Annotated in this window: 23 protein-coding genes; 3 read left to right on the top strand and 20 right to left on the bottom strand. The window is 50.3% G+C overall.

The window, feature by feature from the left end; genetic code table 11:
• Positions 1–48 precede the first annotated feature (48 nt).
• The 11 genes from BFC17_RS16230 to BFC17_RS16180 form a co-directional block, all read right to left on the bottom strand.
• Entirely contained in the window at positions 49–996 is a 948-nt protein-coding gene (locus BFC17_RS16230; RefSeq protein ID WP_070177528.1) for a cation diffusion facilitator family transporter, read from the bottom strand.
• Between the two features lie 52 nt (positions 997–1,048).
• Positions 1,049–2,767 (bottom strand): ArnT family glycosyltransferase, encoded by a 1,719-nt coding sequence (locus tag BFC17_RS16225; protein ID WP_175439585.1) that lies wholly within the window; start codon positions 2,765–2,767, stop codon positions 1,049–1,051.
• Positions 2,768–2,779: 12 nt separating this feature from the next.
• Positions 2,780–3,472: a TVP38/TMEM64 family protein gene (locus BFC17_RS16220; RefSeq protein ID WP_070177526.1), complete on the bottom strand. Its 693-nt coding sequence runs from the start codon at positions 3,470–3,472 to the stop codon at positions 2,780–2,782.
• Entirely contained in the window at positions 3,465–4,196 is a 732-nt protein-coding gene (locus tag BFC17_RS16215; RefSeq protein WP_070177525.1) for a glycosyltransferase family 2 protein, read from the bottom strand. The genes BFC17_RS16220 and BFC17_RS16215 overlap by 8 nt, the downstream gene beginning before the upstream one ends.
• Before the next feature lie 78 nt (positions 4,197–4,274).
• Positions 4,275–4,577, bottom strand: a complete 303-nt coding sequence (locus BFC17_RS16210; protein WP_070177524.1) for a DUF3240 family protein — start codon at positions 4,575–4,577, stop codon at positions 4,275–4,277.
• A complete protein-coding gene (locus tag BFC17_RS16205) occupies positions 4,570–7,638 on the bottom strand; it encodes an efflux RND transporter permease subunit (RefSeq protein WP_070177523.1) in 3,069 nt (1,022 codons plus the stop codon). The genes BFC17_RS16210 and BFC17_RS16205 overlap by 8 nt, the downstream gene beginning before the upstream one ends.
• On the bottom strand, positions 7,639–8,664 hold the full coding sequence (locus tag BFC17_RS16200; protein WP_070177522.1) for an efflux RND transporter periplasmic adaptor subunit: 1,026 nt from the start codon (positions 8,662–8,664) through the stop codon (positions 7,639–7,641). It lies immediately after the preceding gene.
• Positions 8,661–9,878: a TolC family protein gene (locus BFC17_RS16195; RefSeq protein ID WP_139142111.1), complete on the bottom strand. Its 1,218-nt coding sequence runs from the start codon at positions 9,876–9,878 to the stop codon at positions 8,661–8,663. The genes BFC17_RS16200 and BFC17_RS16195 overlap by 4 nt, the downstream gene beginning before the upstream one ends.
• A 104-nt stretch (positions 9,879–9,982) precedes the next feature.
• Entirely contained in the window at positions 9,983–10,426 is a 444-nt protein-coding gene (locus BFC17_RS16190) for a protein tyrosine phosphatase family protein (protein ID WP_070177520.1), read from the bottom strand.
• Positions 10,423–11,199 carry a sulfite exporter TauE/SafE family protein gene (locus BFC17_RS16185; protein ID WP_070177519.1) on the bottom strand — a complete coding sequence of 259 codons (777 nt, stop codon included), beginning with the start codon at positions 11,197–11,199 and terminating at the stop codon, positions 10,423–10,425. The genes BFC17_RS16190 and BFC17_RS16185 overlap by 4 nt, the downstream gene beginning before the upstream one ends.
• A gap of 2 nt (positions 11,200–11,201) precedes the next feature.
• On the bottom strand, positions 11,202–12,071 hold the full coding sequence (locus BFC17_RS16180; RefSeq protein ID WP_070177518.1) for an MBL fold metallo-hydrolase: 870 nt from the start codon (positions 12,069–12,071) through the stop codon (positions 11,202–11,204).
• Positions 12,072–12,373: 302 nt separating this feature from the next.
• Here BFC17_RS16180 and BFC17_RS16175 point away from each other — a divergent pair, with 302 nt between their 5' ends.
• The gene (locus BFC17_RS16175; protein ID WP_070177517.1) at positions 12,374–12,697 is read left to right on the top strand and encodes a YkgJ family cysteine cluster protein; all 324 of its coding nucleotides are present in this window, start codon (positions 12,374–12,376) and stop codon (positions 12,695–12,697) included.
• Here BFC17_RS16175 and BFC17_RS16170 read toward each other — a convergent pair.
• From BFC17_RS16170 to BFC17_RS16135, 8 genes are all read right to left on the bottom strand, one after another.
• Positions 12,694–14,196 (bottom strand): ATP-binding cassette domain-containing protein, encoded by a 1,503-nt coding sequence (locus BFC17_RS16170; RefSeq protein ID WP_070177516.1) that lies wholly within the window; start codon positions 14,194–14,196, stop codon positions 12,694–12,696. The genes BFC17_RS16175 and BFC17_RS16170 overlap by 4 nt on opposite strands.
• Complete coding sequence (locus BFC17_RS16165; protein WP_070177515.1) at positions 14,193–15,821, bottom strand: ATP-binding cassette domain-containing protein; 1,629 nt, start codon at positions 15,819–15,821, stop codon at positions 14,193–14,195. The genes BFC17_RS16170 and BFC17_RS16165 overlap by 4 nt, the downstream gene beginning before the upstream one ends.
• A complete protein-coding gene (gene cydX, locus BFC17_RS16160; RefSeq protein ID WP_070177514.1) occupies positions 15,821–15,940 on the bottom strand; it encodes a cytochrome bd-I oxidase subunit CydX in 120 nt (39 codons plus the stop codon). Before cydX ends, BFC17_RS16165 begins: the two co-directional genes overlap by 1 nt.
• A gap of 12 nt (positions 15,941–15,952) precedes the next feature.
• The gene (gene cydB, locus BFC17_RS16155; RefSeq protein WP_070177513.1) at positions 15,953–17,089 is read right to left on the bottom strand and encodes a cytochrome d ubiquinol oxidase subunit II; all 1,137 of its coding nucleotides are present in this window, start codon (positions 17,087–17,089) and stop codon (positions 15,953–15,955) included.
• Positions 17,086–18,660: a cytochrome ubiquinol oxidase subunit I gene (locus BFC17_RS16150; protein WP_070177512.1), complete on the bottom strand. Its 1,575-nt coding sequence runs from the start codon at positions 18,658–18,660 to the stop codon at positions 17,086–17,088. Before BFC17_RS16150 ends, cydB begins: the two co-directional genes overlap by 4 nt.
• Positions 18,661–19,254: 594 nt before the next feature.
• Entirely contained in the window at positions 19,255–19,662 is a 408-nt protein-coding gene (locus BFC17_RS16145) for a hypothetical protein (protein ID WP_139142110.1), read from the bottom strand.
• Between the two features lie 2 nt (positions 19,663–19,664).
• Positions 19,665–20,237 (bottom strand): Tll0287-like domain-containing protein, encoded by a 573-nt coding sequence (locus BFC17_RS16140; RefSeq protein WP_070177510.1) that lies wholly within the window; start codon positions 20,235–20,237, stop codon positions 19,665–19,667.
• Positions 20,234–21,520, bottom strand: a complete 1,287-nt coding sequence (locus tag BFC17_RS16135) for an NAD(P)/FAD-dependent oxidoreductase (protein ID WP_229680921.1) — start codon at positions 21,518–21,520, stop codon at positions 20,234–20,236. Before BFC17_RS16135 ends, BFC17_RS16140 begins: the two co-directional genes overlap by 4 nt.
• Positions 21,521–21,775: 255 nt before the next feature.
• Here BFC17_RS16135 and BFC17_RS16130 point away from each other — a divergent pair, with 255 nt between their 5' ends.
• On the top strand, positions 21,776–23,083 hold the full coding sequence (locus tag BFC17_RS16130) for a sigma-54 interaction domain-containing protein (RefSeq protein ID WP_229680922.1): 1,308 nt from the start codon (positions 21,776–21,778) through the stop codon (positions 23,081–23,083).
• Here BFC17_RS16130 and BFC17_RS16125 read toward each other — a convergent pair.
• A complete protein-coding gene (locus BFC17_RS16125) occupies positions 23,070–23,825 on the bottom strand; it encodes a sulfite exporter TauE/SafE family protein (protein ID WP_070177509.1) in 756 nt (251 codons plus the stop codon). The two genes, BFC17_RS16130 and BFC17_RS16125, sit on opposite strands and share 14 nt — an antisense overlap.
• 167 nt (positions 23,826–23,992) lie before the next feature.
• Between BFC17_RS16125 and BFC17_RS16120 the strand changes: the two genes are divergently transcribed.
• Positions 23,993–26,164 (top strand): S9 family peptidase, encoded by a 2,172-nt coding sequence (locus BFC17_RS16120; protein ID WP_070177508.1) that lies wholly within the window; start codon positions 23,993–23,995, stop codon positions 26,162–26,164.
• The last annotated feature ends 77 nt before the right edge of the window (positions 26,165–26,241 follow it).

The following is a 26,241-nucleotide window of genomic DNA, read 5'->3' as shown; positions in this document are numbered from 1 at the left end:
GCGAGTACAGCGGGGCCTTTACCGGTCCCGCCCTCTTAAAAGTCCAGTTTATTTATCCCGACAGTGCTCACCAGGCATCTCAAACTCGATAGTGGTATGTTCAAGATTAAACGGTGCCAAAGCCCTGGCAACCTGCTGCTTTAAGTTGATCAGGCTGGGCACTTCAAGTGATTCATCGAGCACCAGATGCGCCGTTAACACATGGCTGGCACCATCCAGCGACCAGAAGTGCACATGATGCATTTCCTCAACATGCTCAAGGTCCAGCAGGGCCTTGCGAATAGCAATTTGTTTATCGCTGTCAGGATTAGCTTGCAAAAATAGTTTTACGGTATGAATCACGTGCTTTACCACATTAAATAAAATAAACAGGGTAAACACCACCGATAACAACGGATCCAGTATTGGCCAGTCGACAAATTGCAGCACAATCGCCACAATCAGCACCGCTACCCAGCCCAGTAAATCCTCCAGTAAATGCCAGTTAAGCACCTTTTCGTTCAGCGTTTCTCCGCCGTGAAGCTTATATGCTGCATATCCGTTGGCACCAATGCCCAGTATTGCCAGCACAATCATCCCCTCTGCTACTGGCATTTCAGGTGACCACAACCTGGGGATAGCTTCGGTTAGCACCCATACAGAGCCGACCACCAGAATTAAGCCATTAATGAGTGCTCCCAGTAAGCTCAGGCGTTTAAAACCATAGGAGTATTGCTCCGTGGCATCGCGCTTGCCCACTTTGTTAAGGTACCAGGCAAGACCGATAGATAAAGAGTCACCCAGGTCATGCACCGCATCAGCCATAATGGCCACACTGTTGGTTAACCACCCGCCGATAAATTCAATAATGGTGAACGAAAAATTAAGCCAGAATGCCCAACTGATCCTATTTTCGGCAATATCATGATGATGATGATGGTGGCCATGGTGATGCCCATGCTCGTGAGCGTGGGCATGATTGTGGCTGTGACCATGAGAGTGGTCGTGCTCCGACATAAATCAATACTCTAAACAACGATAACCAGTCGTCAGAATATCGGCTTTTTGTCTATTTGATCAATGGGTTTATCGGCACATAACGGAAGGTGTCGGGGGTAAATTCCGGCCGCTGACATTGCCCCAGCATCGCTTGCGGGCCTAATAACAACCAATCTTCACGATGAGCTGTCCCCACAGACTGACCCTTACTCAGGTCAAAACAGGGCGATTGTTTTGTCGAAGGGAGCAAAACATAACCATCTTTATGAGCTTCAAGCCACTTCCAGGCGGCATACATTTCGGCTTCCGGCGGCGTATGATAACCAAAATGCACAATCGGCCTGCGGGCAAACAGCATAAATTGTTCGCCAGTATCAAGTAAGGCTATTTCGGCATTCACCGGCACCGCCGAATCGATATTTTGCCACACCGAAGACGGCGTACGTACCGGATTTAACAAACTGGCAAAAGCAACGCTGTAACTGCACCAGACAACCAGCATGGTTATTCCCCATGCCTGCCATCCACTGCGATGGCGCAGCATAAACAAAGCAAGCAGCACCGCAGCACCTGTGGCAAAAACCACACCACTGCCATCAATGGCGTACCGCAGATTCATTTTAGCCAAAGGCCCTTTATCAACAAATCCTAACAGGCCAACTACCAACAAACCCAGGCCAATCAACAGCGGTAACGCCCACAAAATACGTGAAACCCCTTTTTTATCAGCGATATGTGGCATAGCGGGTGCCATGGCCAGGGCTAACATGGGTAAAGCAGGCAGAATATACACACCGCGCTTGCCGGGACTCAGGCTGAAAAATAACAACACCAAAAGCACAAACCCCAGTGGCATCAGTATCCGGGCGTCGTTCGCCTTCCACGCCGCGCTCCAGTGACGCCACTGCCACGGAATAAGCACCACCAACGGCAGCCAGGCCCAGGGCACAACGCTTGCCACAAAATACCAAAACGGTTTAATGTGATGCCATGAGTTGGCATAACGTGTCACCGTTTGCTTCATCATGATGTTATCCCGGTATGCACTGTAAGCGGGATCCATAGCACTATCCACGGCGTTCAGCATCGGCCATAGCCACAGCAACAAGGCCAACAACATAACTACGATTCCGGTCGGCCACCAAAGCCAGCCATATTGTTGCGGCAGCGACTGTTCGGGACGTTTGCGCCAGCAGGCAATAGCGTAAGGCACTAACATCAGCAAAGGCAAAAAACCCACGCCTTTGGTCATGATACCAAGGCCCATGGCTACGCATCCTGCCAGCCACCAGCCAGCATGTGCGTTGTGGCATAGCGTAGCACGCAACAGGCCATAACAACCCAGCGTCACCCACATGCAAACGCTCGCATCGATCTGAGCACTCTTTGCCTGCAGCACAAACTGTACACTAGCGAGCAGCAAACCAGCCGCCCACCAGGCTTCACGGCTCCCCCACAAACGCCGACAAATATCAAACACCGCTAATACGGTTACGGTACCGGCAATGGCAGATGGCAGCAAAAATGCAACGTACAGAGAGCCCGTCAGGGCATAAAATACCGCGATGGACCACATAAACAGCGGCGGTTTATCCGGATATAGTTCATTACCCCGCATGGGAAACAGCCACTGCCCGGATTCAACCATGTCTTTGGCAATTAAAGCAAAACGCGGCTCATCCGCAGGCCAGGGGGCGCGAAAACCAATTCCCAACGCCAGCAGTGCAAAGGTAATCAGAGCGAGCCAAATCATATCAGCACGCTGATATCGACTAAAATCAGGCAGCATAATCATTCCGAATTAAGGTGCAGAAACAGAATTGGCAGGTTGTTGCTGATACCAGCGATAAAGATGGGCACCCAGTAATACCGAGCACACCAGCAGACTCAGACTGACGCTTATCTGCCATGAAGACATTTGCTCCATGCCTTGCCCCATCAGGGCAAACGTCAGCATTTGCGGCACATAACCCAGTGCAGAAGCGCTCACAAAGGCGCGGCCACGAATAGTGCTGGCACCGGCCACAATATTAGTAATGGCGTTACTGCCTACCGGCAACAAGCGAATTGCCAGCGTTGTGCTGTAAGGCTTTGCGGCCAGCAGCGGATGCAATTTAGCGATCACTCGTGGAAAACGGCGATTTACCCAATCCTGCAAAAAATAACGCGAGAGGATAAAAGTAATGGCACAGGCCAGTGCCGCCATAGCGGTAGCAATCAGCGTTCCGGCGGATACACCCAGCAAACCACCACCCACAAATGCCACGATTTGGCGAGGAAATCCCACCAGCATCAGAGTAATCCCTGAAACCAGTAACAGTACCCAGCCCCATTGCCCCTGCACTCTCAGCCAGTGCTCTATGGCAACCGGATCGGCGTAATGGCCAAGGCTGGCCACTTTAAAAATCAGCGCAATCACGGCACAAGCCAACAATGGCTTTACCGCCGCCCGAATACTGGTCAGCAGGCGATTTTTACCGGCGTTATTATTCATAGTCCGTCACTTCCTGGGGCTGCGGACATTTGGCCCGGCGCAACAACCAGATAACCCCAAACAAATCAACTATGCCAACGCCCAGTCTGCTTAACATGGTGTAATTGGATGCGCCGCAGTGGCGATCACGATGATTGACCTCAACCACAAAAATACGACCACCCAGTCGTTTAACCAGCGCTGGTAAAAACCGATGCATATGATCAAAGTAGGGCAGTGCCAGAAAGGTACTGCGAGGTATCAGTTTTAATCCACAGCCGGTATCCGGTGTGTCATCGTGCAGCAGGCGTTGGCGCACGCGGTTGGCAATACGCGATTGCAAACGTTTCCACGCGTTGTCTTTGCGGTTTTTGCGATAGCCCGCAATACAAAAGTCGGTGCCCATGGGCTGTTGAGCAGCCAGATTAATAAACGACGGGATATCAGACGGATCGTTCTGTCCATCAGCATCCAGGGTTACTATCCATTCATAACGGGCGTATCGTACGCCGGTCATAATGGCCGTCGACTGCCCCTGGGAACTATTATGCTCCACCACACGTAAACATACTGGTAATTCCTGAGCCAGACCGCGTAACTCGTTCTGGGTACCATCGGTACTACCATCATCGACATAAATAATCTCAAACGTAATGCCATTGGGTACATTTTGCGTAATTTCCGTGACCAAAGGCCGGATATTGCCCTGCTCGTTTTTAGCCGGAATGACAAAAGAAATGTCCACGTCTCACCAAAGATAATTATTTTGCCGAAGTTTATTAATATAACCTTAAGAAAACCTTAAGATATATCGACAATAAGGCTAAATTGTTCCAACCGCCAATGCAGGTGTTACCCAGTAACGAATCTTATGCTGCAACGCCAGTTCAGCCAGCGCCACCGTTAAATCATCCACTTCACTGACAAGTAACTGAATATCAATTCGACAAACCGAGCGGTAGCCAGCCACCTGCTCGCTCACCGAATACGAGGCGTGCTCTTTACTGTAGCCCTCTATTTTTTGGGTCGAAAAACCACTTACATATTCCAGGCACAATAAACAATCAAGCACGTTATCAACCGTTTCAGGATCAACAAAACAGCTAAAGATACAACGATCAGTCATGATGTTTACGCTCCATGGTGAAATACAGTATAGGCAGGATTATTAATGTCACCAGGGTCGACGACAGTAAACCGCCAATAACCACAATGGCCAGCGGCTTTTGAATCTCTGACCCCGGACCACTGGCAAAGGCCAGCGGCATCAAACCAAAAATGGCCGTTGTCGCCGTCATCAGGATGGGGCGTAAGCGGTCGATTGCCCCCTGAATAATATGTTCTTTAAAATCACCGGATAATTTCGCCAGTAACTGAAAGTGCGACAGCATTACCACACCATTTAACACGGCAACCCCAAGCAAAGCGATAAAGCCTACAGACGCCGGCACCGAGAGGTATTCGCCGGTAAGCCAGAGCGCAAAAACCCCGCCCACCAGAGCAAAGGGGATATTGCCGATAATCAGCAGCGCCAGTTTCAGCTCTTTTAACTGAGTAAACAAAATAATCAGGATAACGCCCAACACCACCGGGATAATGGTCAACAGGTTATTGGTCGCGCGGATTTGGTTTTCAAATTCACCGCCATAACTTACGGTGTAACCCGTTGGCAATTGCACAGTGGCAGCAACCTGTTCAGCAACTTCCTCCACAAAAGAAGCAAGGTCACGGTTTTCTACGTTCGCGCTAACCATTACATAACGCAAGGCATCCTCCCGCTCGATAACAGCAGGCCCTTCCACGCGTTCCAGATCGGCCACCTGAGTCAACGCCAGTAACGTGCCATCCGGCATTTGTACCAACAGGTTAGCCAACTCAGCATCACTACCGATCGATGCCACGCCACTTCGCTGATTAGAGAAAGTCACCGGAGTTACAATGCGGCCATTAATCATCTCTGTTACCTGAACACCGTTAACCTGCATCTGCAGGTAATCAGATAACTCAGCGAGCGACATGTCATAGGCCAGGGCCACTGCCATTTTGGGCTGAATACGCAGGTAATCACCGCCTTCCATCAGGGTTTTATTAACATCCACAGCCCCCTGCACTTTTTCCGTTACACTGGCAACCTCACCGGCCAAATCGGTAAGCGTGACGATATCATCACCAAAAATCTTAATACTCACCATTCCCGTGCTCCCGGTAAGCATTTCTGACACCCGCATTTGAATAGGCTGGGTAAAGCCATAATTAATGCCCGGAAACGTTTTAAGTACGTCACGTATGGCGTTAGCTAGTTCAGCCTTGGTAGCAAAGCGCCATTCATCCACCGGTGCCAGTTGCATAAACACATCGGTTTCGTTCAGGCTCATGGGATCCAAACCCAGCTCGTCAGAACCGGTTCGCGCTACAATTTGCATAATCTCCGGCACCTCTGCCAACAAGGCTTCTTCTATCTGCTTGTCCAGTGCCAGGGATGCCGATAAGGAGAGCGTTGGGGACTTTTCCAGTTGTACAATGAGGTCACCTTCATCCAGCGTTGGCATAAAGGTTTTACCCAGTTGAGTAAATGCACCAACGGTAAGAATCAGGGTAACTACCATAATGATGAACATGGTTTTTGGTACGGTGATAGCCTTGCGTAACACGCCTTCAAAGCCATCTTGCAAAGCTTGCAGATAACCCGGTAACTGCGGCGGCGCTTTTCTAACAAAAAAGGACGCCAGAACCGGAATAATGGTAAAAGCACTCACCAGCGCCACCGCCATGGCAAACATGATGGTCTTTGCTACCGGGCTAAATAATTTACCTTCCAGACCGGTTAGGGTCAGTAGTGGCGTAAACACCACCAGCACAATTAAGGTACCGGCAATCACCGGCATAGCAACCGCTTTGGTTGCACGGTAAATAATATGCAAGCGAGGGAGCGGCACACCACGGGATAACTGCGAGACGATATTTTCCACTACCACCACAGAGGCATCCACCAGCATGCCAATGGCAATTACCAATCCGCCAAGGCTCATCAGGTTGGCCGTCAGGTTGGCCATACTCATCAGATAAAACGTCACCAGTACAGCTACCGGAATCACGCAGGCAACCACAAAAGAGGCTCCCAGCTGCCCCAGAAACACGGCCAGCAGGATCACTACGATTATTATGGCCTGCCCCAATGCGCTGGTGATGGTACCAACCGCCGTATCTATCAAAGCTTTGCGGTTATAGAATACATTCACCTCGGTACCTTCAGGCAACCCTGGTTTAATTTGGGCTAATTTGTCCTGCACGGCGTCAACAACTTCAGCGGTATTACTGTTTTTAAGTGCCACAATTAACGCTTCGGTGGTTTCTTCACCGTCTTTGGTTACGCCACCATAACGGGCGAGACTTCCCACCTCAAGCAAGCCAATATCACCGAGTCTGATAGCGCTGCCATCAACAATGGCCACCACACGTTGGGCAACATCTTCCAGTTGAGCGAAGCGCCCCTCGCTGCGCACAATGAGTGTGTCGTTGCCCACTTCAATCCGTCCGATACTGCCATTGACGTTAGAACGTCGCAGGGTTTCGGCCACCTCGGTTAGGGTAAGTCCCATAGCCGACATGCGCTGAATATCCGGCGTAAACTGCACAGTGCGGGTGAAACCGCCCAGCACGTTAACCTCAGCCACACCAGCTACGGTGCGCAGTGCGGGCCTGACCTGCCAGTCGAGTAAGTGCTTTCTTTCCATCAACGACAGATTAGGATTCTCCAGCGTAAGCATAAACATTTCACTGAGCGGCGTACTCATGGGGGCAATGCCACCTTCCACAGTCGCTGGCAACTCACTCCACAGGTTGTTGAGTCGCTCTGCTACCTGTTGGCGCGCCCAGTAAATGTCAGTACCTTCGATAAAATCCAGGGTAATGGACGTAATCGCATACTTAGTGGTAGAACGCAGAATATCCTTGTTGGGAATACCGAGTAATTCGGTCTCCAGTGGCTGCGTGATTTGCGCCTCTATTTCTTCGGCGGTCATCCCTGGCGCTTTAATGATGATACTCACCTGGGTGGGTGAAATATCCGGGAACGCGTCTACCGGCAGCTTCAACCATGCCGACACCCCGGCAGCAATGGCTACCGTAAATATTGCCAGCACAAAAATGCGCTGGCTAAGAGAAAACTGAATCCAACGGGCAATCATCTATTCGCCACCTAAACCTAAAAGTATTCCCTGTACCGCGCTGACAGAAGTCGTGAGCACCTCGGCATTACGCAGTATTTGCTTGTCTGCAACTAACAGCTGACCGTCGTAACGACCTATCACGCTTACCGCCAGTGGATTAAGCTCAGCGCCTTGTTTCACCAGCACATAATACTGGCCGTCAAGAAAATACACGCTGCTGGCAGGCAGGCTCAGCGCCGTCTGATCGCTTACCGGCGTCACACTTAACGCCTCAGCAAAAGACAAGGTGCAGTCACTTTGCTGTGGCAGCGGCGAACTCCACAAGCGTGACACCAGACCGTTGCCAAGCCGTTCCCGATAGGCTACCGGCAACTGGCAGGCGTCAGAGACTAAACCGGTTATCTGCGCGGCAACAGAGGAGGGTACCTGCACTTTTATGCGCAGCGCGTCAGGCTCAATCACTTCGCCATAAAGAAAGGCTTCGCCGTCCAGTTGTTCACCTTTGGGCTTAAAGAAGCCGTTTACCGGTGAAATCAGGTAAGCGGAGTCCTCACTGCCGTTAGTTTGCAGCAATTCCTCAGCATGTTGCAGATGGCCCAGCTCCAGTTTGGAAGCGTAGTAATGGTCGGCAATTGCCTGCCATGACTGTTGATTAATAGCCTGCTTTTTAAACAACGGTAAATTTTGCTTATAACGGGATTCAGCCTGCGCAAATATCGCTTTTTGCGCACTCAGCATTTCATAAAAATGATGAACCTCACTGCCGGTCAGCTTTACTAACGGAGTGTTGGCAGTAATAAAGCTTTGTGGTGCAACCAGGTACTGTTGCTGTAATACCCGAAAAGGCAGAATAAGCTGATAACCATTCCCTGGCAGGTAACTTACTTCACCGGTAACCGTCTGCAGGGGGGCTGAAGGCACAATCTGTGGCTGAGCAAATTTAACGGTTAAGCGCCCCAAAGATTCGATACTGATACGAGGTGTCCCGGCTGCTGCGGTAGCAACCAAAACGAGTGAAAGCATAATAGAGAAAAACAGCTTCATAGCACTTGCCCTGCTAATTGATTAATTTGTGCAACCAGTTGTTGCTGAGAAAGTTTCTGTAGATCCAGCGCATAAGTGCGGTCTCGCTGCTCCAGTAGCGATTGCAACCAGTTGCTTTGCTCAAGCTCACTGTTTTGCTTCAACTGCTCGAGCTGTTCGACAATTTGTTCACCCAGAGCGACCTGCTGCTCTGCTATGGCAATTTGCGCCGATAAGGATGCCAAGCGGGCCGTCAGTAATCGCAGCTGTTGCTGCAGACTGAGGCGTAAATTCATCAGACTTTGCGATAAAGCCTGATCAGTTTGTTGCCAGGCCTGTAGATCCTGAGGATTAGCCGGGGCTTCAACAGACAAAGGGATCCCCACTGCAACGCCCAGCAGGTTTTCATTTCCCAGCACACTTTGTAAGCGTCGGGCTACCAGCGCAACATCCCAGTTATTCTGTGACTGCCGGCTGTACTCATAAGCCGCGGCGGTATATTTTTGCTGTAAACTGAGCAACTTAAATTCCGGGTGCCCGTTCAGGGCCATGTCCAGATTGGCAACCGGCTGTTCGTTTATCGTTGCCGGTAAGCTTTGTGCCCCGGTCAGTTCAGAATAAGCCTGCATTGATGCGGTTAACTCCCCCTCGGCACTGAGTAATGCCTGCTCAACGTCAAGTTGCTGCTGTTGCCACTGCAGATAAGCCAGTCTGGAGAGTTCACCAGCATTAAATCGTTGTGTAAGCTGGCTGCCGAGTCTTTGCAGCCAGACCCGTTTATCTCTGAGTGAAATAACCCGCTGATGAGCCAGCAGCGCATCCCAGCTACGCTGTCTTACCAGCCCCGACACAAGCAGTGACTGCTGTTGCTGTTGAGCACTAAGAATGGCATCACTCATGTCAGCCATCTGGTCGAATAAATCGACGTTGTCAGGGCGCTGAAGCTGCACACCCAGCCGCACTTCAATTTCATCAGTGCCCATCGCCTGATTTGATTGCAGAGCGGAAATTTCCAGCGTTGGCGCCCCAATCAGCCAGCGACTCAGGGACGTACTTTGATGATTCATCCAGTCTGAAGAAAAGTGGCTCGCTATTCGTTGCTCCGCACTTATCCTGAGCTGGGTGAGATTATCGGCAGGTGTCGATTCCGCCGCAAAAGAAGATAAAGAAACAAGACAGCAGCAAGCTAGCAGCATCCTGTTGGCATAACTCGATAGATAACGTAGAAGATACATGGTCAATTCCCTTAAAGAGGGCTTAACCCTGCCAGAAATCCACCATCAGGACTATCAGACATCCGCCCCATAAAGCGTTACATTATTGATAAATATATATTTTATTAATGGACATCGAGCGACTTCTGGAAACAACTCTGATACTCGGTTATCACCGTTTCTAACGCCACGCCGATATTTTTACCGGTCTGAATAATGTCTGCCACTGCCACTCCCTGCACCAGTTTGGCCAACGCCCACAAATGAACAACCCGGGTACCGGTTCGGCACATGGCGTGTACGGGCTCAGGAGCCGACAATAAAATGTGACCAAACTCAGCCACCGCCTGCGGCGAGTAATCACCACTTTTAACCGGCACAAAATAATAGTTAAGGCCGGCATTACTGGCCTGGATCCGCAACACCGCATCCGGCACCTGGCCGGGCTCTTCATTGTCAGGCCGACAATTAACCAGACTTTTCACGCCGCTCCTGGCAAGTTGCTTAAGTTCATCCTGAGTAAGCGGACCCGATACACTCAACAATTGATTCACTTTACGAATATTCATGCGACAACCTCCGTAGTAAACATGGCGTAAAGCGACGAAACAAAAATAAAACTGCCCATTACAATCAGCATCACGCCAAAGCCGCGCTTAAGTTGCTGCTGTGGTAAACGCCCTCCCATCGCAGCACCAAATACAGAACCCGCAGCCCCTACAGCTACCATTAAAGCGATAAGCTTATAATCGAAAGGTAAGGCTCCCTGCTGACTAAACAGCCAGTAGTATTTGCTAAACCCAACGATGGACTGCATAACGATAATTGCCAGACTGGTACCCACTGCTTCGCGCATGGACACACCGCCAAACGCCAGTAACGCGGGGACAATCAAAAATCCACCGCCTACGCCAACCAAACCAGCTACCGCACCCACTATCAATGCAGCAGGGATTAAACGGATCAGCGACACGTGTGTGGAGGTTGTGACCTGCATGGGTTTGAGCATAAAGCGACTGGCCAGCAACATGATCACGGCAAACAGTGCCAGCTGAAACAAGCCGCTCAGATACTGCGACAGCAAGGCGCCAACGTAAGTACCCAGCATGCTGGGTAATCCAAAGCTAACGACTTTTGCCCACGCCACCTGGGCCGCCCTGTGTTGTCGCCACACACCCACCAGCGCAATGCCGCCCACTATTACCAGTGATTCAGCAATAGCGACCTTTGGCGGGCGCTCTACGATATAAGTCAGCAGAGGAACCGTAAGAATCGACCCGCCTGAGCCCAGCAGTCCCAGGCTCAGACCAATTACAATGGCGCCTGCAAGCGTTAAAATCATAGCTATTGCTTAACCGTAAGCGGAATTTTCAGATAACTGCGGCCATTTTCCTCAGGCGGAGGCAGCTGACCTGCCCGGACATTTATCTGAATGGCGGGCAGCAGTAATTTCGGCACGGCCAGCGTCGCATCACGGGCTTCACGCATCGCCACAAAATCGCTCTGACTTACCCCATCCCTGACGTGGATATTGTTCCGGCGCTGTTCGATAACCGACGTTTCCCAGGCAAACTCGTCCCGGGATGGACTTTTATAATCGTGCCCCACAAACATGCGCGTTGATTCCGGCAAGGCCAGCAGTTTACGGATTGACTGATACAAGGTTTGTGCACTGCCGTTAGGAAAATCCGCCCGTGCAGTACCGTAATCGGGCATAAACAGGGTATCCCCAACAAATACGGCATCTTCAATCAGATAGGACACACAGGCAGGCGTATGCCCCGGTGTATGTAAAATCTCAATATCGAGGTGACCCAGCGTAATAACCTCACCATCTACAAACAGCTGGTCAAACTGGCTACCGTCGGTCATAAACTCGCTTTCAAGGTTATAAATGGCCTTAAATGTAGACTGTACGCGGCGAATATGGTCACCGACTCCAATTAATCCACCCAGTTTTTCTTTCACATAAGGCGCTGCCGTCAAATGGTCAGCATGGGCATGGGTTTCCAGGATCCACTCAAGGGTTAAGCCATTTTTGTCAACGTAACTGACAACTTTGTCAGCAAACTCATGGGAAATCTGACCTGACGCGGCATCATAATCCAGTACCGGGTCGATAATAGCGCAGCTGCTACTAGCCCGGTCTGTAACCACGTAGGTCACGGTAAACGTGGGCTCATGGAAGAATGGCGTAATCTCAATTTTGCTCATTTGCCGGCTCTCTGCTTAAAAATAAAATCGGGTACTACCCCGGTTACAGCAAAAGCTCTGCCAGCTCTGGCAGCGATTAAGCCAGGCGCAATAAACCCAGCCACCAAAAACAGAATAAGCAACTGATAAAATTAGATTTATTTTATTTTTTAATTTTTAAATTCAGTGCCATAATTTGCGCTATTGAGTGAGTGCGGGTACCCCCTGCCAGCATGCATCACTCAGTTCATTTTTTGTGTGCGTTAGTTCGCAAACCCCGCAATAAACGGGTTGTTTTGCACAGTGTGTGGAGCAGTTTGTCAATGAATTGTGTAAGTTGTGGCGCGTGTTGCGCTACCTTTAGAGTGTCTTTTTATTGGACCGAAGCCGATCCGTTTACCGGCGGTACGGTGCCAGAGGAACTCACCGCAAAAATATCGCCCTATATTGTGGCCATGGAAGGAACCAATCAGCCCGTCCCGCGCTGCGTAGCGTTAACGGGGAAAATAGGCCAGCAGGTAAGCTGTGATATCTATGAAAATCGGTCTTCGACCTGCCGCGAATTTGCCGCCGGCTCCGCCGATTGCCTTAAAGCCCGGTTAAAACATGGGATCACCGACGATGTGATCCCCATACAGGTGGCTTAAGACAACACCAGCTTGTTGGTGAACTTTAACGCTTGTGGATAAAGGTGGCTGGCAATAATGATCAGGCGTTGCTGCGCCTCTGCTTGCAGCAACGTCACCAGGTGACTTACAGCGTCAGCATCCAGCCCTTCAAAAGGCTCGTCCAGTAACCACACTGGCGAATCAACCAGTAGCGCCCTGGCGATACCCAGGCGCTTACGCTCGCCGCCAGACAACACGCGGCCGCCTGGTCCAAGCCATTCATTAAGCTGGGTAAGCTGGGCTAGTCCAACTTTTGCGAGTGCGTCATATAAGCGGGCGTCGGTATATTCCCGTCCCAGAGTCAGATTATGCTTTAGCGTGGCAGCCAGAATAATCGGCTGCTGCTCAAGGTATAACCACCCTTCTACCAGGCCAGGGCCTGTGGGCCTGCCATCACAGACCCGCTCGCCGTGCCCGGGTACAAGGCCACTGATAGCTTGCAACAACTGAGACTTACCAACACCACTTGGTCCGCTGACCAGATAGACCCCCTGGCTGGCAAAGTCAGCCGTGACCTGTTGGGCAGACAGGTTGGATGAACCAAAAGCGGTCAGCGTCAGGTTGGTGTTTAACGGTAAGGGTGGTAATAAGGTTAACGATTCTACGGGCAATTCACGCAATGCCCGCTGGCCTTGAACGTAACGATTAAGCGCTCCCTGACCGGTAAACGAACGCCCCAGCCAGTCACCGGCACTCAGCAGTAACATCGGTACCACCAGCAACAAGGGATTACCTGCATTAGCGGCTGACGAGGTATGAATAGCCAGATAAATTATTGCCAGCATCAGCCCCCAGGCCAGGCCCTGAAACAGCCACTGACTTTGTAGCGTTAACTGCTGCTGTCTGGTTTCCACCTGCCACAAAGACTGGGCAGAGGGAAGCTGTGCAAACTGCCCGGTAACGGTTTTCAGGTGCCAGAGCGCTACGCTGCGCAAAGCTACATCTGACTCGTCTCTAAATTCCCGCTCTTTTAAAACCTGCTCTTTAGCCAGAGTAAGCCCTTGCCAACACAAAATTGCAATGGTTAGCAACCAAAGGCCGCCCAACACGACTGTCCAGCCAGCAAAGGGAATATCCAGCACCAGTAGACTAATCGCACTCGCCAGTAGCATTAACACGGCAGAAGCTTGCTGAGACACCCAGCCAACCCATATAGCAGCAATGGCTTCGGTATGACTGGCCAGCGCTTCCACTTCTTCACTGCGCTGGCGGATCCGCCCGGCAAACAACCGGTCGAATAAGCGCATGCGCAACACTGAGGTTAGTTGCAGCAAATGCTGATGCCCTACCCACATATGCGCGTAGCCGCTACCAATGCGCAGTAGTGCCAGCGCCCTGATCACTACAGCTGGCAGCATGTAATTAAAATTCACCGGCGCTACGGCACAAGCCGCGATAAACCAGGATGACACAATTAGAATTGCCAGCCCTGCGCCACCGTGTAATACCGCCAAAAGCACTGTTATAAAAGCTTTCATGGCGCATTCGCTCCCAGAGACTCTGTGACTTCCCGGTTGATTACCTGCCATTGGCGGTTAAACCAGCTTTCAGGTAGGGGTTTATGAGACACCCACAGAACCGTTCTCTCCCCGGCTAACTCATGGATCAGGGCACTAATACTATGATGCTGCTCTTCGGGTAAATGTGCCGTGGGTTCGTCAAGCAGCCATACCGGCGCGTCGCTCAGTAACAAACGAGCCAACGCCAGGCGCTGTGCCTGCCCGCCCGAAATTGCCGGTACTTCTGCCAGTGGCGTATCCAGACCCGCAGGTAAAGCTGACACCCAGTCATACAACGCCACCGCTTTGAGGGATTTCTCTAACTGCGCGGTGGTATAAGACTGCTGATAGTTAAGATTTTCGCGAATGGTGGCCGGTAGCAATACCGGATGCTGAGTTAACATGGCCACGCGACAAGGCAAACGATATTCAGCCAGACGATGCCCGGCTAACGCCTCCAGGAATAATGTTTTGCCGCTGCCGGAGGGGCCGGTTACCGCTACCCAGTCGCCGGGACAAAGTGTCAGTGTCTGCGTGGTCAGCAACCCTTCCGCTAAATTCACGGTAAAGGTTTGCGCCTCGGTAAATTCGTTGGATGGTTCGGCTAGCTGCTCGGGATCCACCGCTTCAAGCCACTGACCAGTAGCGTCCCGGGCTGCTTCTGCCTCGGCTTTCTGATGGTAATACTGACCCAGCGCTTTCAGTTCAGAAAACAGTAAAGGCGCAGTCAGTAACAGCCATAAACCGCTATGCAGTGTGAGCTGAGGGCCAATATCAAATTCGCCCAACAAGCTAAAACCAATAAAGACGGCTATCAGAGCCACCGCTACGGTAGAAAAAAAATCCAGTACGGTATTAGATAAAAAGGCCACGCCAACCACCTTCATGGTGCGCTCATTCAAGTCATCACTGGCGCTTTTTAAGATGTCCTGTTCAATTTTGTGGGTACGAAAGCTGGCCAGCAGAGGCAATGCCGAGAGACGATCGACAAACAGGCTGCCAAGCCTGGTCAGGGCAACAAAGTGCTTGCGTTGCAGTGCCGCCGCCCCTTTTCCAACAATAATCATAAACAGCGGAATGATGGGCAAAGTTAACAATAAACTCCCGCCGACCACAGGGTTAACCACCAAAATAAACAGCAACGCAAAAAACGGTACCAACACCGCAACATATTGCTGCACCTGATAGTCATAACGCCAGTGGGTCAGGGCCGGAATGTGGCGGGTCCATACGGCCTGCCAGAAATAGTTAGAATGGGTGTTTACTAATGCCGTCTGTTCGGCAATCAGGCGCTCTGCATAACGCAGCTCAAGGCCTGCCAGTAACTCAGATTTGGCTTGCAGAGTTCGTCGGTTAGCTTCGCCTTGCAGCACCCACGCCAGCGCCAGTGCGGCACTTAAGCCAAACCAGTCGCTCATTTCCGGTTGCTGCGACAGCACAACCCAGTCATGCATCATGGCCGCAAACAGCCAGTAACCCGCTATTAAAAACAATAGCCGGGCGGTTTTTAAGGCAACTAATACAAACAAGGTGCTGCGCGAGGCAACACCCTGTGTGATAACGGTGGCGTTAAACCACCGTGGTAAGGACTGACTGGTGTTCACTACTGATCTTCTGGGTCTTCTGGACGGTCCAGGTTTTCAGTTGATTCTAACCACATGGCATTGATAATGCCAAATGAACAAGCCAGTAACACACCTAATATCCAGGTAAAATACCACATGTTCTGTTCTCCTTAGTAAATCGCGTGAGACGAGTTAAGGTCACTGTTTTTAATGCGACCACGCATCACGTAAAAGCCGTAAGCTGTGTAACTCAGTACGATGGGTACAAATACGCAGGCCACACCAAACATAATTTTCAGCGTCATTTCACTGGAGGTAGCGTCCCAAACAGTCAGACTGGCCACCGGCATACTGGTGCTGGGCATCAGGAATGGGAACATAGAGAAACCTGCTGTCAGGATAATCCCTGTCATCATCAGTGAACTGCTGACAAACGCCCAGCCGCCGCGACCCGCTTTAGAGAAGAAGGCACAAGCCAGACCCGCAACAATACCTAATACCGGCGCTATCACCATCCACGGATATTTACCATAGTTGGCCATCCAGGCGCCGGCTTCAATTGCCACTTCTTTTTTCAGCGGGTTAGAGGTTGCCATGGTATCCACTGCAGAGGTCACCACAAAACCATCCAGACCAAATGCGACCCATAAACCGGCCAGTACAAACAGCACTACCGTAACTAATGATAAAATCACCGACACAGCGCGGGCACGAACCTGAATAAAGCTATCGGTTTTCATTTGCAGCCAGGTTGCGCCGTGGTTAAGGATCATGGCCACAGAAACCAGACCAGCGACCAGCGCAAACGGTGTTAACAGGCCAAAGAATGAGCCGGTGTAAGTTGCTTTAAGATTAGTATCAAACTCAAAGGGCACACCCAGTAACAGGTTGCCAAAAGCCACACCAAAAATAAGCGAAGGGACAAAGCCAGACACAAATAACGCCCAGTCCCAGCTGGTACGCCAGCGCTTATCAGGCAGCTTGCTGCGGAAGTCAAAGCCCAGCGGACGCATCCACAAGGCAATCAACACCAGCGCTAGCGCCAGATAGAAACCGGAGAACGCAGTAGCGTAAATCATTGGCCAGGCCGCAAAAATAGCGCCGCCTGCGGTAATAAACCAAACCTGATTACCATCCCAGTGAGGACCAACGGTGTTGATCATCACGCGACGTTCGTCGTCGGTTTTACCAATCAGAGTCAGCAGTGCGCCTACCCCTAAATCGAATCCATCAGTGATGGCAAAGCCAATCAGCAGTACGCCTATCAGCACCCACCAAATCACTCGTAGTACTTCATAATCAATCATGCGTTTGCTCCTTGAGTGTCCAGACCAATAGTGTCATCCAGTTTTTTAGTATCTTCTGGTGGAACAGGCCCTTTCTTGGCGTATTTCTTCATCAGGTAGAAACCAATCACAAACATAGTGGCGTAGAACAATGTGTAAGCGACCAGTGTTATCACAACATCGGATACAGACAGGTTAGACACCGCAGTATGTACCGGCAGTACTTCCGCAATTGACCAGGGCTGGCGACCGTATTCAGCTACGAACCAACCAGCTTCAGAAGCAATCCACGGCAGTGGCAGTGCAAACAGAGCAGATTTAAGTAACCAGCGAGGCTTGGTGATCTGGTGTTTGGTGCTGTAGTAAAACGCAGTAATAAACAGTGCCAGCATTAAGAAACCGGCCAGAACCATCAAACGGAAACCGTAAAATAATGGTGCTACAGGTGGAATACTGTAGTTAACCGCTTTTTCCAGCGCTTCAGGAGTAGGCTGGGTAATATCGTCGGTGAAAGGCTCAAGCAACAGGGCATAACCTAAGTCATCTTTATTGCGCTCAAACATTTCCAGTTCGGCTTTGGTCGCTGTGCCGTTTTTCACTTTTTCAAGCTGTTGATGTGCCTGTACACCAGACAGAATACGCACCCGGTGGATCTCTTTTAGATCTTTAATACCTGTCACTTCTTCATCCAGTGAGCGGGTGGCGATGATCCCCATCAGCCATGGAATTTGCAGGGCATAATCCATTTTTTCGCCTTCGTCATCCGGAATACCCAAAATAGTAAACGGCGCAGGTGCATGGTGAGTTTCGTATTCGGCTTCAACGGCAGCCAGTTTTACTTTTTGTACGTCACCGATTTCATAACCACTTTCATCACCCAGGATAATCACCGACAGCGTCGCCGCTAAACCAAAGCTTGCAGCAATCGCAAAGGAGCGACGGGCAAACGCGATGTGCTTATGCTGCAACAGATAGTAACTTGAAATCGCCAGCACAAAGATAGCACCAGTAACATAACCAGCAGACACGGTGTGTACAAACTTAACCTGAGCAACAGGGTTAAAAATCACTTCAGCAAAGCTGCTCATTTCCATCCGCATGGATTCGGTGTTAAAGGTTGCGCCAACCGGGTTTTGCATCCATCCGTTGGCAATCAGGATCCACAGTGCCGAAAAGTTAGACCCAATCGCCACCAGCCAGGTCGCCATTAAGTGCTTAACCTTGGACATTTTATCCCAGCCAAAGAAGAACAAACCAACAAAGGTGGATTCCAGGAAGAATGCCATTAAGCCTTCAATCGCCAGCGGTGCGCCAAAAATGTCACCCACGTAGTGAGAATAGTATGACCAGTTCATGCCGAACTGGAATTCCATGGTTAACCCGGTAGCCACACCAATGGCAAAGTTAATCCCAAACAGCTTGCCCCAGAACTGGGTCATCTGTTTGTAAATTTCCTTGCCGGTCATGACATAGACCGATTCCATTATCGCTAACAGAAAGGTCATACCAAGGGTTAAAGGAACAAAGATAAAGTGGAACATTGCTGTTAAAGCAAATTGTAACCGCGATAGTTCTATCAACGTATCGCTCATGGGACTCTCCTTCGATATTACTAAATAAAAAACCGGATTGACGGTCAGCGCGCTTACAGACGAAGGGCTGAGGGTCGGAATTTTTCACCACGCTCAAAGCGTCAGACTTTGAATAACTGGCTTATTGCATAAGTCGCGCCAATATAGAAAAATAAAATAAACTATTGATTTTTATAAATTAACTATTTTACAGAGATCGAGTAACTGGAAATTAAATATTCAACTTGTCACGTGTATGTCAAATATGACAATCGCGCGACAGAACTGGCAAGCCAGTCACAAGCGCCCACCGGGCAGAAATTAAACAATATTTTTGCGCATGATTTAATAGCGCGCACGGGGTCATTTTTTACAACTTTAGAGGGTGAACCAAAGGTCAAAGAAAGGCTTTTTCCGGGGCTTAACATCCCCACCGTAAACAAAAATTCCATCTTTCGCGCCATAAGTGATTGCGCCGCGCTCACCATGATAAGAAGACGAGAGACCTCGGGTGAGTTTACGCAGCACAGACTGACTGATGGCTGTTCACTATACGCTTGTTGGCCTGTCGACGCAAAAGACGGCTCAATACTCACTCTGACTTCTGCAATCTCACTACTGAACAGCGAAGGTGCGATGGCAGGCGTTACACACCCGCATTAAATCCACCATATGCTGACGCACCTCAGACTCGGGTGTAGCAGGATTTTTAATGGCCTGCCAGTGGGGTCGCATACTTTGTGCCATGGCACGAAAAGCCGGTGGGATCTGTTGTCCCATGCCTTTGGGTCTGCTGGCCTGCTCATGGGACTGCAACCGGGTAATACGGGATTGCAGTTCATCGCGGTCACCGGCCAGCAGCAGTTGCTGAGCATCGGTTAACGCTTCCAGCATGTCGCGCATGTGCCCCAGCACAAAGCCCTTTTGTTCCTCGTTAAGATCAATAGCCATGCGGGTATCGGCGGCCTGAGCCAAACCGCTCAGCAGCACCAGGCACAGCGCGGCGATCATCTTCCTTGTCATGCTTATTCCTCGCTGTTGTAGGTCACTGTAAACGCACCCCGTAAATCGCCGGCTGCAAAGCCGGTAGCCTGATCATGGGGATATTGCTGGTTAATTTCGGCCTGCACGGCTGGTGCCAGCTCTGCGCCGTGGCAATTAAGGCACAAACTGTCGGTCATAATGGGAGCCATAAAGCGATACTGACCGGCTTCATCGTCCATACTAACCTGTGTCAGCGAACCCGGTTTGAGGCCTTCTTCAAGTCCTTTAACCATGGTCATCAGCGACGTCTGCTCCCAGCTATCAGGCTGGTTTGAGGGATTCCGGACCTTCAGAGCGGTGCGCCCTACCTGCCAGCCATCGGTGCTTAATTCGGCTGCAACCGCCGGTGCAATATCCTTACAAACGTTGACTCCGTTGGTTAAACCGCCTTCTTTTACCGCGGCTTGCAGATTCATTTTCAGGGTTTTACCCAGCTGCATGGCTTTTTGTTTAGCCTGTGAGGTAAATTCAGCCTGCGTCAGTTGGCCTGCCACTGTGGTAAGTGCTGGTAATAAACAAGCTACCGCTATCCACACTTTGCTTAATTTTGTCATTTGTCGTCCTGTTCTAATCGTTCAATGCCAAGTGCTTTAAGCACGTATTTTTCGTACACAGGCTCGCTGGTACCGGTTTTCATCTTACGCATAAAGTATTTTTCAAAGGCAATTTTGGCCAGGTGAACCCACTTGCCCTTTTTAAACCAGGTCACGTTTCGCGGCGGGATCTGCGGCATGGCCACAAACGCAGCACCAGTATCGCCCATATCTGCTAAACAAATAGCGTGCCAGGTGCCTTTGGTTGATGGTGCTTTACCATCAATGATGATCGATTTCATGTTGTGGGCAATGGCCGTCATCATGGTCTCGATCATATAGCCGGTTTTCGGCGTACCCGTAGGAACCGGTGTCGCTTCCACTGGCGGGATAGCCACACAAACACCACCAGAGAAGATGTTGGGATATTTGGGTGAGCGCTGGAATTCATCGGTTACCACAAACCCTTTTGGATTACACAACCCTTCCACATTGGCTACCGCTGGTACGCCACCAAAAGGCGGAATCAACATCGAATGGTTAAACGGCTCCTGATAAGTAAACTCAACCTCGCCTTTTCGGTTCAGCTCAGACACATGCATTATGCCATCTTCCACTTTGTCGACCCGGGCGTTACAAATCCACTTAATATTGCGGTTGCGTAACTCAGACTCGAGCATAGACTTGGAGTCGCCCACGCCGCCAAGGCCCAGATGGCCGATGTATGGTTCGCTGGTAACAAAGGTCATGGGCACTTTATGGCGAATTTTGGCATCACGCAGTGCTTTATCCAGAATAAAAGCATACTCGTAGGCCGGGCCAAAGCAGCTCGCGCCCTGGAACGAGCCCACCACCACCGGACCGGGATTCGCCACCAGCTTTTCAAAATCTGCATAGCAGTGTTCGGCGTGATCCAGTGTACAGACTGACTGGGTAAAGCCATCCGGACCAGCACCTTCAATCTGATCAAAGGCAAGACGGGGACCGGTTGCAATAATCAGATAATCGTAGTCGATGGTCTCACCCTCTGCCGTGACCAGTTGGTTTGCCTCAGCGTTGATTTCGTCGACCCTGGCACATTTAAAACCGATTTTCTTTTTGGCCAGATATTTCTCGATGGGCATGGTCACAGCGCCCGCTTCGCGCCAGCCTACTGCGACCCAGGGGTTAGAGGGAACAAAGCGGAATTCTTCACGTTCGTTAACCACCATAACCTCATGCTCTGCGCCTAAAGCTTCCTTCACTTCATAAGCGGCAGGCATGCCACCGGTACCTGCACCTAACACCACTATTTTTGCCATCATCGTTCTCTTTATGGTTATTGGTATCACTCGCCCTGCCACATTTCAGGCTAGCGGACACCATTTATTAACAAGTAATTTACTTTTATTTACCAATATTCGTGCCATCGTGATGAAATCGTAGTAGGATCATGTTTTATATTAGATTTTTATTATATTAATGAGAGTTAAGGCTTGTGATCAGCTTCTCGCTGTGCCAAATTTGGCACAGCGTAACGGCCTGAAAACTGTCAGATTTGTCTTAAGGGAGAGTTGGTAATGAACGCGTCGCTTATCCAGTCAATGATTAATGCTATCGATAAACCGGCGATATTTATTACTCATGATTACGTTATTCAGGCGGTTAACGATGCCTACCGCGAAACTTATGACATAGAAGTCATTGTCGGCACCAGCACCTGCCATGCGATATCTCATCGCAGCGACGCCCCCTGCGACAAACACGGTGAGGACTGCCCGTTAAGCCAGTGCCAGAAAACCCAGCGCCCCAGCAGCGTGGTACATATTCATAATACCAACGATGGTAAAAGCTACTGCGACATTCTTATGAAGCCAGTACGGGACGAAGACGGCATGACCATAGGCTTTCTGGAAATTCTTGATCGCATCAGTTACGCCGCAGCCGACTCCCAGCGCAATAAAATGATAGGCAGCTCGGATGCGTTTAAACAAATGCTTAACCGTATCAATCGGGCTGCTCAGTCTGAAATCGCCGTGTTATTGCAAGGCGAGACAGGCGCCGGTAAAGAGCTGGTCGCGCAGGCCGTACATGAGTCGAGTCGGCGTAAAGAGAAACCCTTTGTCGTGATTGAGTGTACCGGGCTGAATGAAAGCCTGTTTGAATCTGAACTGTTTGGTTACGAAAAAGGCGCATTCACTGGTGCCACCAACAGCAAAAAAGGGCTTATCGAAGTAGCCAATGGCGGTACCGTGTTTTTTGATGAAATTGGTGATGTACCGCTGAATATGCAGGTAAAATTGCTGCGCTTGCTGGAAACCCAGTGCTATCGCCCGGTCGGCGGGCTAAAACAGAAAAAAGCCGATTTCCGGCTGGTGTGCGCCAGTCACAAAAACTTACTTAACATGGTAGAAAAAGGCGAGTTTCGCCAGGATCTATATTTCCGCATTGCCGGTTTCCCTATCTATCTCCCGGCCTTGCGCGAACGTAAGGAAGACATCCCTTTATTGTGCCGCCATTTTCTGGTGACCGGCGAACACCGGCACAAACACTTCAGCGAGCAGGCTTTACAAACTCTGCAGAATTACGCTTTCCCCGGCAACATACGCGAACTGAAAAGCATTGTGGAACAGTCGGCGCTGATGTCTAACGACGATGACATTATGGTTAGCGATTTACCACCGCAAATACTGGGGATGCGCTCATCAGAAAGTGAAGCGATCCCGGACGAAGTCATGCCATTAGAACAGGCAGAGCAGGCCTATCTCGAAAAAATATGTAAGCACTTTGAGGGCAGCCCGGATGAACTGGCCAACAAGCTCGATGTAAGTACTCGCACACTGTACAGAAAGCTACAGCGGTATAATATTAAGCTTAAAAGCTCATAATACCCTGATACAGTAAGCGCACTGCAAGCACCGAAAGGATCAGTTTAAACGCCAGCTTAAACTTGTCGGCGGGAATTTTATTGAGCAACTGCAACCCCAGCCAGGTGCCTATTGCGCCACTGACTATCATCGCCACCACTAACGGCAACCACTGCCAGAATGAAAACCCCACCATGGTAAATACAATGGCCTTTAAGCTGTGCTGAAATGTCATGCAGTTGGCAAAAGTGGAAGTATGGGTCATTTTGTTGTAGCCGTTGCGGTAAACCACCGAAGCCACCATCGGTCCGCTCGCGCCCACAAACATACTCAGAAAGGTCGTTAGCGCTCCGGCGATGATGCGCCCTGGTCGCGACATCTCGCGCGGACTGGGTTTCAGGCCCCACACCATCAGCAATAAAAATACCGCAATAGCCAGCTGAATAATGGCCAGCGGTAATTGCACCACCACAAAGGAAGCCGCCACCGCACCGAGAACCGTTCCCACCGCAAAATATTTAAACATCGCGCGATCGAGATGCTTAAAGGTCATGATCGCCCGGCTGGCATTAGAGCCCAGCTGAACTAGCCCGTGCACCGGGATCAGCGCTGCAATTGGCATCACCGAGGCCATCACTACCAGTAACAACATACCGCCGCCCAGGCCCATGGTGCCGGTAACAAAGGACGTAAAACCAGCCAGCAGGATCAGGCCCAGCGCCGTGTAAATATCCAGAACGCCAGCCGTTAGCAGTGCTTCCATCAAAAATATCCCTTGCACAGTGAAAGTCACAATTCTTACTAGCCCGGACATACTTTGCAACTAAATATGCCAGCATATGCGCTGACACCAGGTGTCAAAAAATGCCGATTGCTGGTAACGTAAGACTCTCTTATACAACAATAACGATAGAATAAAGATCCATTACAATGAAAAAACTGCTTCTTCCCCTGCCAGTGGCCACTTTGCTGGTTGCGGCTTGCAGCGACAATAAAATCCCCGAACCACAATCTGAAAATGCGACGCCCATGAACCTATCTACCTCCGTTACACCACCGGTAGCCAAAAAGGTCCCCTACGAGCTCACTGCCCATGGCGATGTGCGCGTGGACGATTATTACTGGATGCGCGATGACAGCCGAACCAATACTGAAGTGCTGACCCATCTCGAAAAAGAAAACAGCTATGCTGACGCCGTGCTGGCGCCCTTGGAAAAGCAAACCACAGCGCTTTATGAGGAAATGGTAGCCAGGATCCCGAAAGATGATTCCTCCGTACCAGTTTATGAAAATGGCTATTGGTATGTCACCCATTATGTTGGCGACGGGGAATACCCTGTTCATGTGCGTAAAGCCGAACGCAACGGCGACGAAGAAGTAGTATTGCTGGATGGCAACAAAATGGCCGAAGGTGAAAGTTATTTTAGTATCGCCAGTTTTGCAGCCAGCCAGGATAACACGCTGCTGGCATACACAGTGGATACCGTAAGCCGCCGCTTATACACGCTGTATGTTAAGAATATCGCGACCGGCGAAATGCTGGCTGATACCCTGGTTAACACCAATGGTCAGGTGTTCTGGGCAAACGATAATAAAACCCTCTATTACATAAAACGCGATACCCAAACCTTACTGGGCTCGCAGGTGTATCGTCATACACTGGGTACCGATCAGGCCGACGACGAGCTGGTATACGAGCAAACCGATCCGACTTTTTATACCTCACTCAGCAAAAGTAAAGACGGCGAGGTGCTTTACATTTATCACAGTAACACCGATAAGTCCGGTGTTACGCTGATAGATGCTAACGACCCTGAAGCAGTGCCCACACCCTTTTATGCCATCGAAGATGACCATGAATATTCAATTAAAAAACATGGCGATGATTACTTTATCCTGACCAACTGGCAGGCTAAAAACTATCGGATTATGAAGGTCAGTGCAGAGCAGACACAAGACCGAAGTGCGTGGCAGGAAGTGGTTGCCCATAACCCTGATATCTATCTCAGCAGCTTTGAGGTTCTCAAGGATTATCTGGTCTTTAAGGCCAAAGAAAATGGCTACCTGCGCCTGGAAGCCTTATCTCTGACTGACGATTCAATTCAGACTATTCCCACCGAAGATCCAATTTACACCTCAGGCTTTACTGGTAATACCCAAAACGATACCAATACGGTACGTATTTATTATGCCTCGCTGACCACACCCGCGAGTACCTTTGAAATTGACCTGGACACCATGCAAAGCCAGTTGCTCAAGCAAACCGAGGTTGGTGACGACTTTGACAGCAGCAACTATCAGTCAGAGCGGGTGATGATCACAGCCCGGGATGGTAAAAAAGTGCCAGTATCACTGGTTTACCGCAAATCCCTGTTTAAGAAAGACGGTTCAAACCCTTTATTCCAGTATGCCTATGGCTCATACGGTTCAACCATTGATCCCTCCTTTGTCTCTTCCCGGTTGTCCCTGATTGATCGTGGCTTTGTGATGGCTATCGCTCACATTCGCGGCGGTCAGATGCTCGGCACCGAATGGTACGAAGATGGCAAAATGGGCAATAAGATGAATACCTTCACCGACTATATTGATGTCACTAAAGGGTTGATTGAGCAGGGTTATGCCGATCCAAGTCGCATCTTTGCCGAAGGCGGCAGCGCCGGCGGTTTGTTAATGGGCGCAGTGGCAAATATGGCGCCTGAGCTGTATACCGCGATTGCCGCACACGTTCCTTTTGTGGATGTGGTAACCACCATGAGTGATGCCAGCATTCCTTTAACCACCGGCGAATACACCGAGTGGGGTAACCCGGCCAATAAAGAAGAATATGACTACATGCTGTCTTATTCGCCTTATGATCAGGTTAAAAAGCAAGCCTATCCAAACCTGTTTGTTACCACCGGTCTGCACGATTCGCAGGTGCAGTATTTTGAACCAATGAAATGGGTCGCCAAACTCCGGGACTATAAAACCGATGACAACCTGTTGTTGTTTATCACCAACATGGAAGCGGGCCACGGCGGTGCGTCCGGCCGCTTTAAGCGTTACGAGCAACGTGCTAAAGAGTACGCTTTCTTCTTCCATCTGGCAGGGATAGAACTTTAAAGCCCAACCCCGGCTCGCCTGAGCCGGGGCATTCTTGCTGATCCACGGTTAATCGCTACACCCGCTTCTGCTTTCAC

Origin of the sequence: Marisediminitalea lipolytica, assembly GCF_001758465.1 — a bacterium.
Taxonomy (GTDB): domain Bacteria; phylum Pseudomonadota; class Gammaproteobacteria; order Enterobacterales; family Alteromonadaceae; genus Alteromonas; species Alteromonas lipolytica.
This window is presented reverse-complemented; position numbering and strand designations above follow the sequence as displayed.

Coding starts and splice junctions, on each gene's coding strand:
- BFC17_RS16200 (WP_070177522.1), bottom strand. CDS start 8,664: ATGAAGCTGTTTTTCTCTATTATGCTTTCACTCGTTTTGGTTGCTACC.
- BFC17_RS16195 (WP_139142111.1), bottom strand. CDS start 9,878: ATGTATCTTCTACGTTATCTATCGAGTTATGCCAACAGGATGCTGCTA.
- BFC17_RS16220 (WP_070177526.1), bottom strand. CDS start 3,472: ATGAATAATAACGCCGGTAAAAATCGCCTGCTGACCAGTATTCGGGCG.
- BFC17_RS16230 (WP_070177528.1), bottom strand. CDS start 996: ATGTCGGAGCACGACCACTCTCATGGTCACAGCCACAATCATGCCCAC.
- BFC17_RS16140 (WP_070177510.1), bottom strand. CDS start 20,237: ATGACAAAATTAAGCAAAGTGTGGATAGCGGTAGCTTGTTTATTACCA.
- BFC17_RS16185 (WP_070177519.1), bottom strand. CDS start 11,199: ATGATTTTAACGCTTGCAGGCGCCATTGTAATTGGTCTGAGCCTGGGA.
- BFC17_RS16150 (WP_070177512.1), bottom strand. CDS start 18,660: ATGAGCGATACGTTGATAGAACTATCGCGGTTACAATTTGCTTTAACA.
- BFC17_RS16135 (WP_229680921.1), bottom strand. CDS start 21,520: ATGATGGCAAAAATAGTGGTGTTAGGTGCAGGTACCGGTGGCATGCCT.
- BFC17_RS16170 (WP_070177516.1), bottom strand. CDS start 14,196: ATGAAAGCTTTTATAACAGTGCTTTTGGCGGTATTACACGGTGGCGCA.
- BFC17_RS16210 (WP_070177524.1), bottom strand. CDS start 4,577: ATGACTGATCGTTGTATCTTTAGCTGTTTTGTTGATCCTGAAACGGTT.
- BFC17_RS16125 (WP_070177509.1), bottom strand. CDS start 23,825: ATGGAAGCACTGCTAACGGCTGGCGTTCTGGATATTTACACGGCGCTG.
- BFC17_RS16145 (WP_139142110.1), bottom strand. CDS start 19,662: ATGACAAGGAAGATGATCGCCGCGCTGTGCCTGGTGCTGCTGAGCGGT.
- BFC17_RS16225 (WP_175439585.1), bottom strand. CDS start 2,767: ATGCTGCCTGATTTTAGTCGATATCAGCGTGCTGATATGATTTGGCTC.
- cydX (WP_070177514.1), bottom strand. CDS start 15,940: ATGTGGTATTTTACCTGGATATTAGGTGTGTTACTGGCTTGTTCATTT.
- BFC17_RS16120 (WP_070177508.1), top strand. CDS start 23,993: ATGAAAAAACTGCTTCTTCCCCTGCCAGTGGCCACTTTGCTGGTTGCG.
- BFC17_RS16190 (WP_070177520.1), bottom strand. CDS start 10,426: ATGAATATTCGTAAAGTGAATCAATTGTTGAGTGTATCGGGTCCGCTT.
- BFC17_RS16175 (WP_070177517.1), top strand. CDS start 12,374: ATGAATTGTGTAAGTTGTGGCGCGTGTTGCGCTACCTTTAGAGTGTCT.
- BFC17_RS16180 (WP_070177518.1), bottom strand. CDS start 12,071: ATGAGCAAAATTGAGATTACGCCATTCTTCCATGAGCCCACGTTTACC.
- cydB (WP_070177513.1), bottom strand. CDS start 17,089: ATGATTGATTATGAAGTACTACGAGTGATTTGGTGGGTGCTGATAGGC.
- BFC17_RS16205 (WP_070177523.1), bottom strand. CDS start 7,638: ATGATTGCCCGTTGGATTCAGTTTTCTCTTAGCCAGCGCATTTTTGTG.
- BFC17_RS16130 (WP_229680922.1), top strand. CDS start 21,776: ATGAACGCGTCGCTTATCCAGTCAATGATTAATGCTATCGATAAACCG.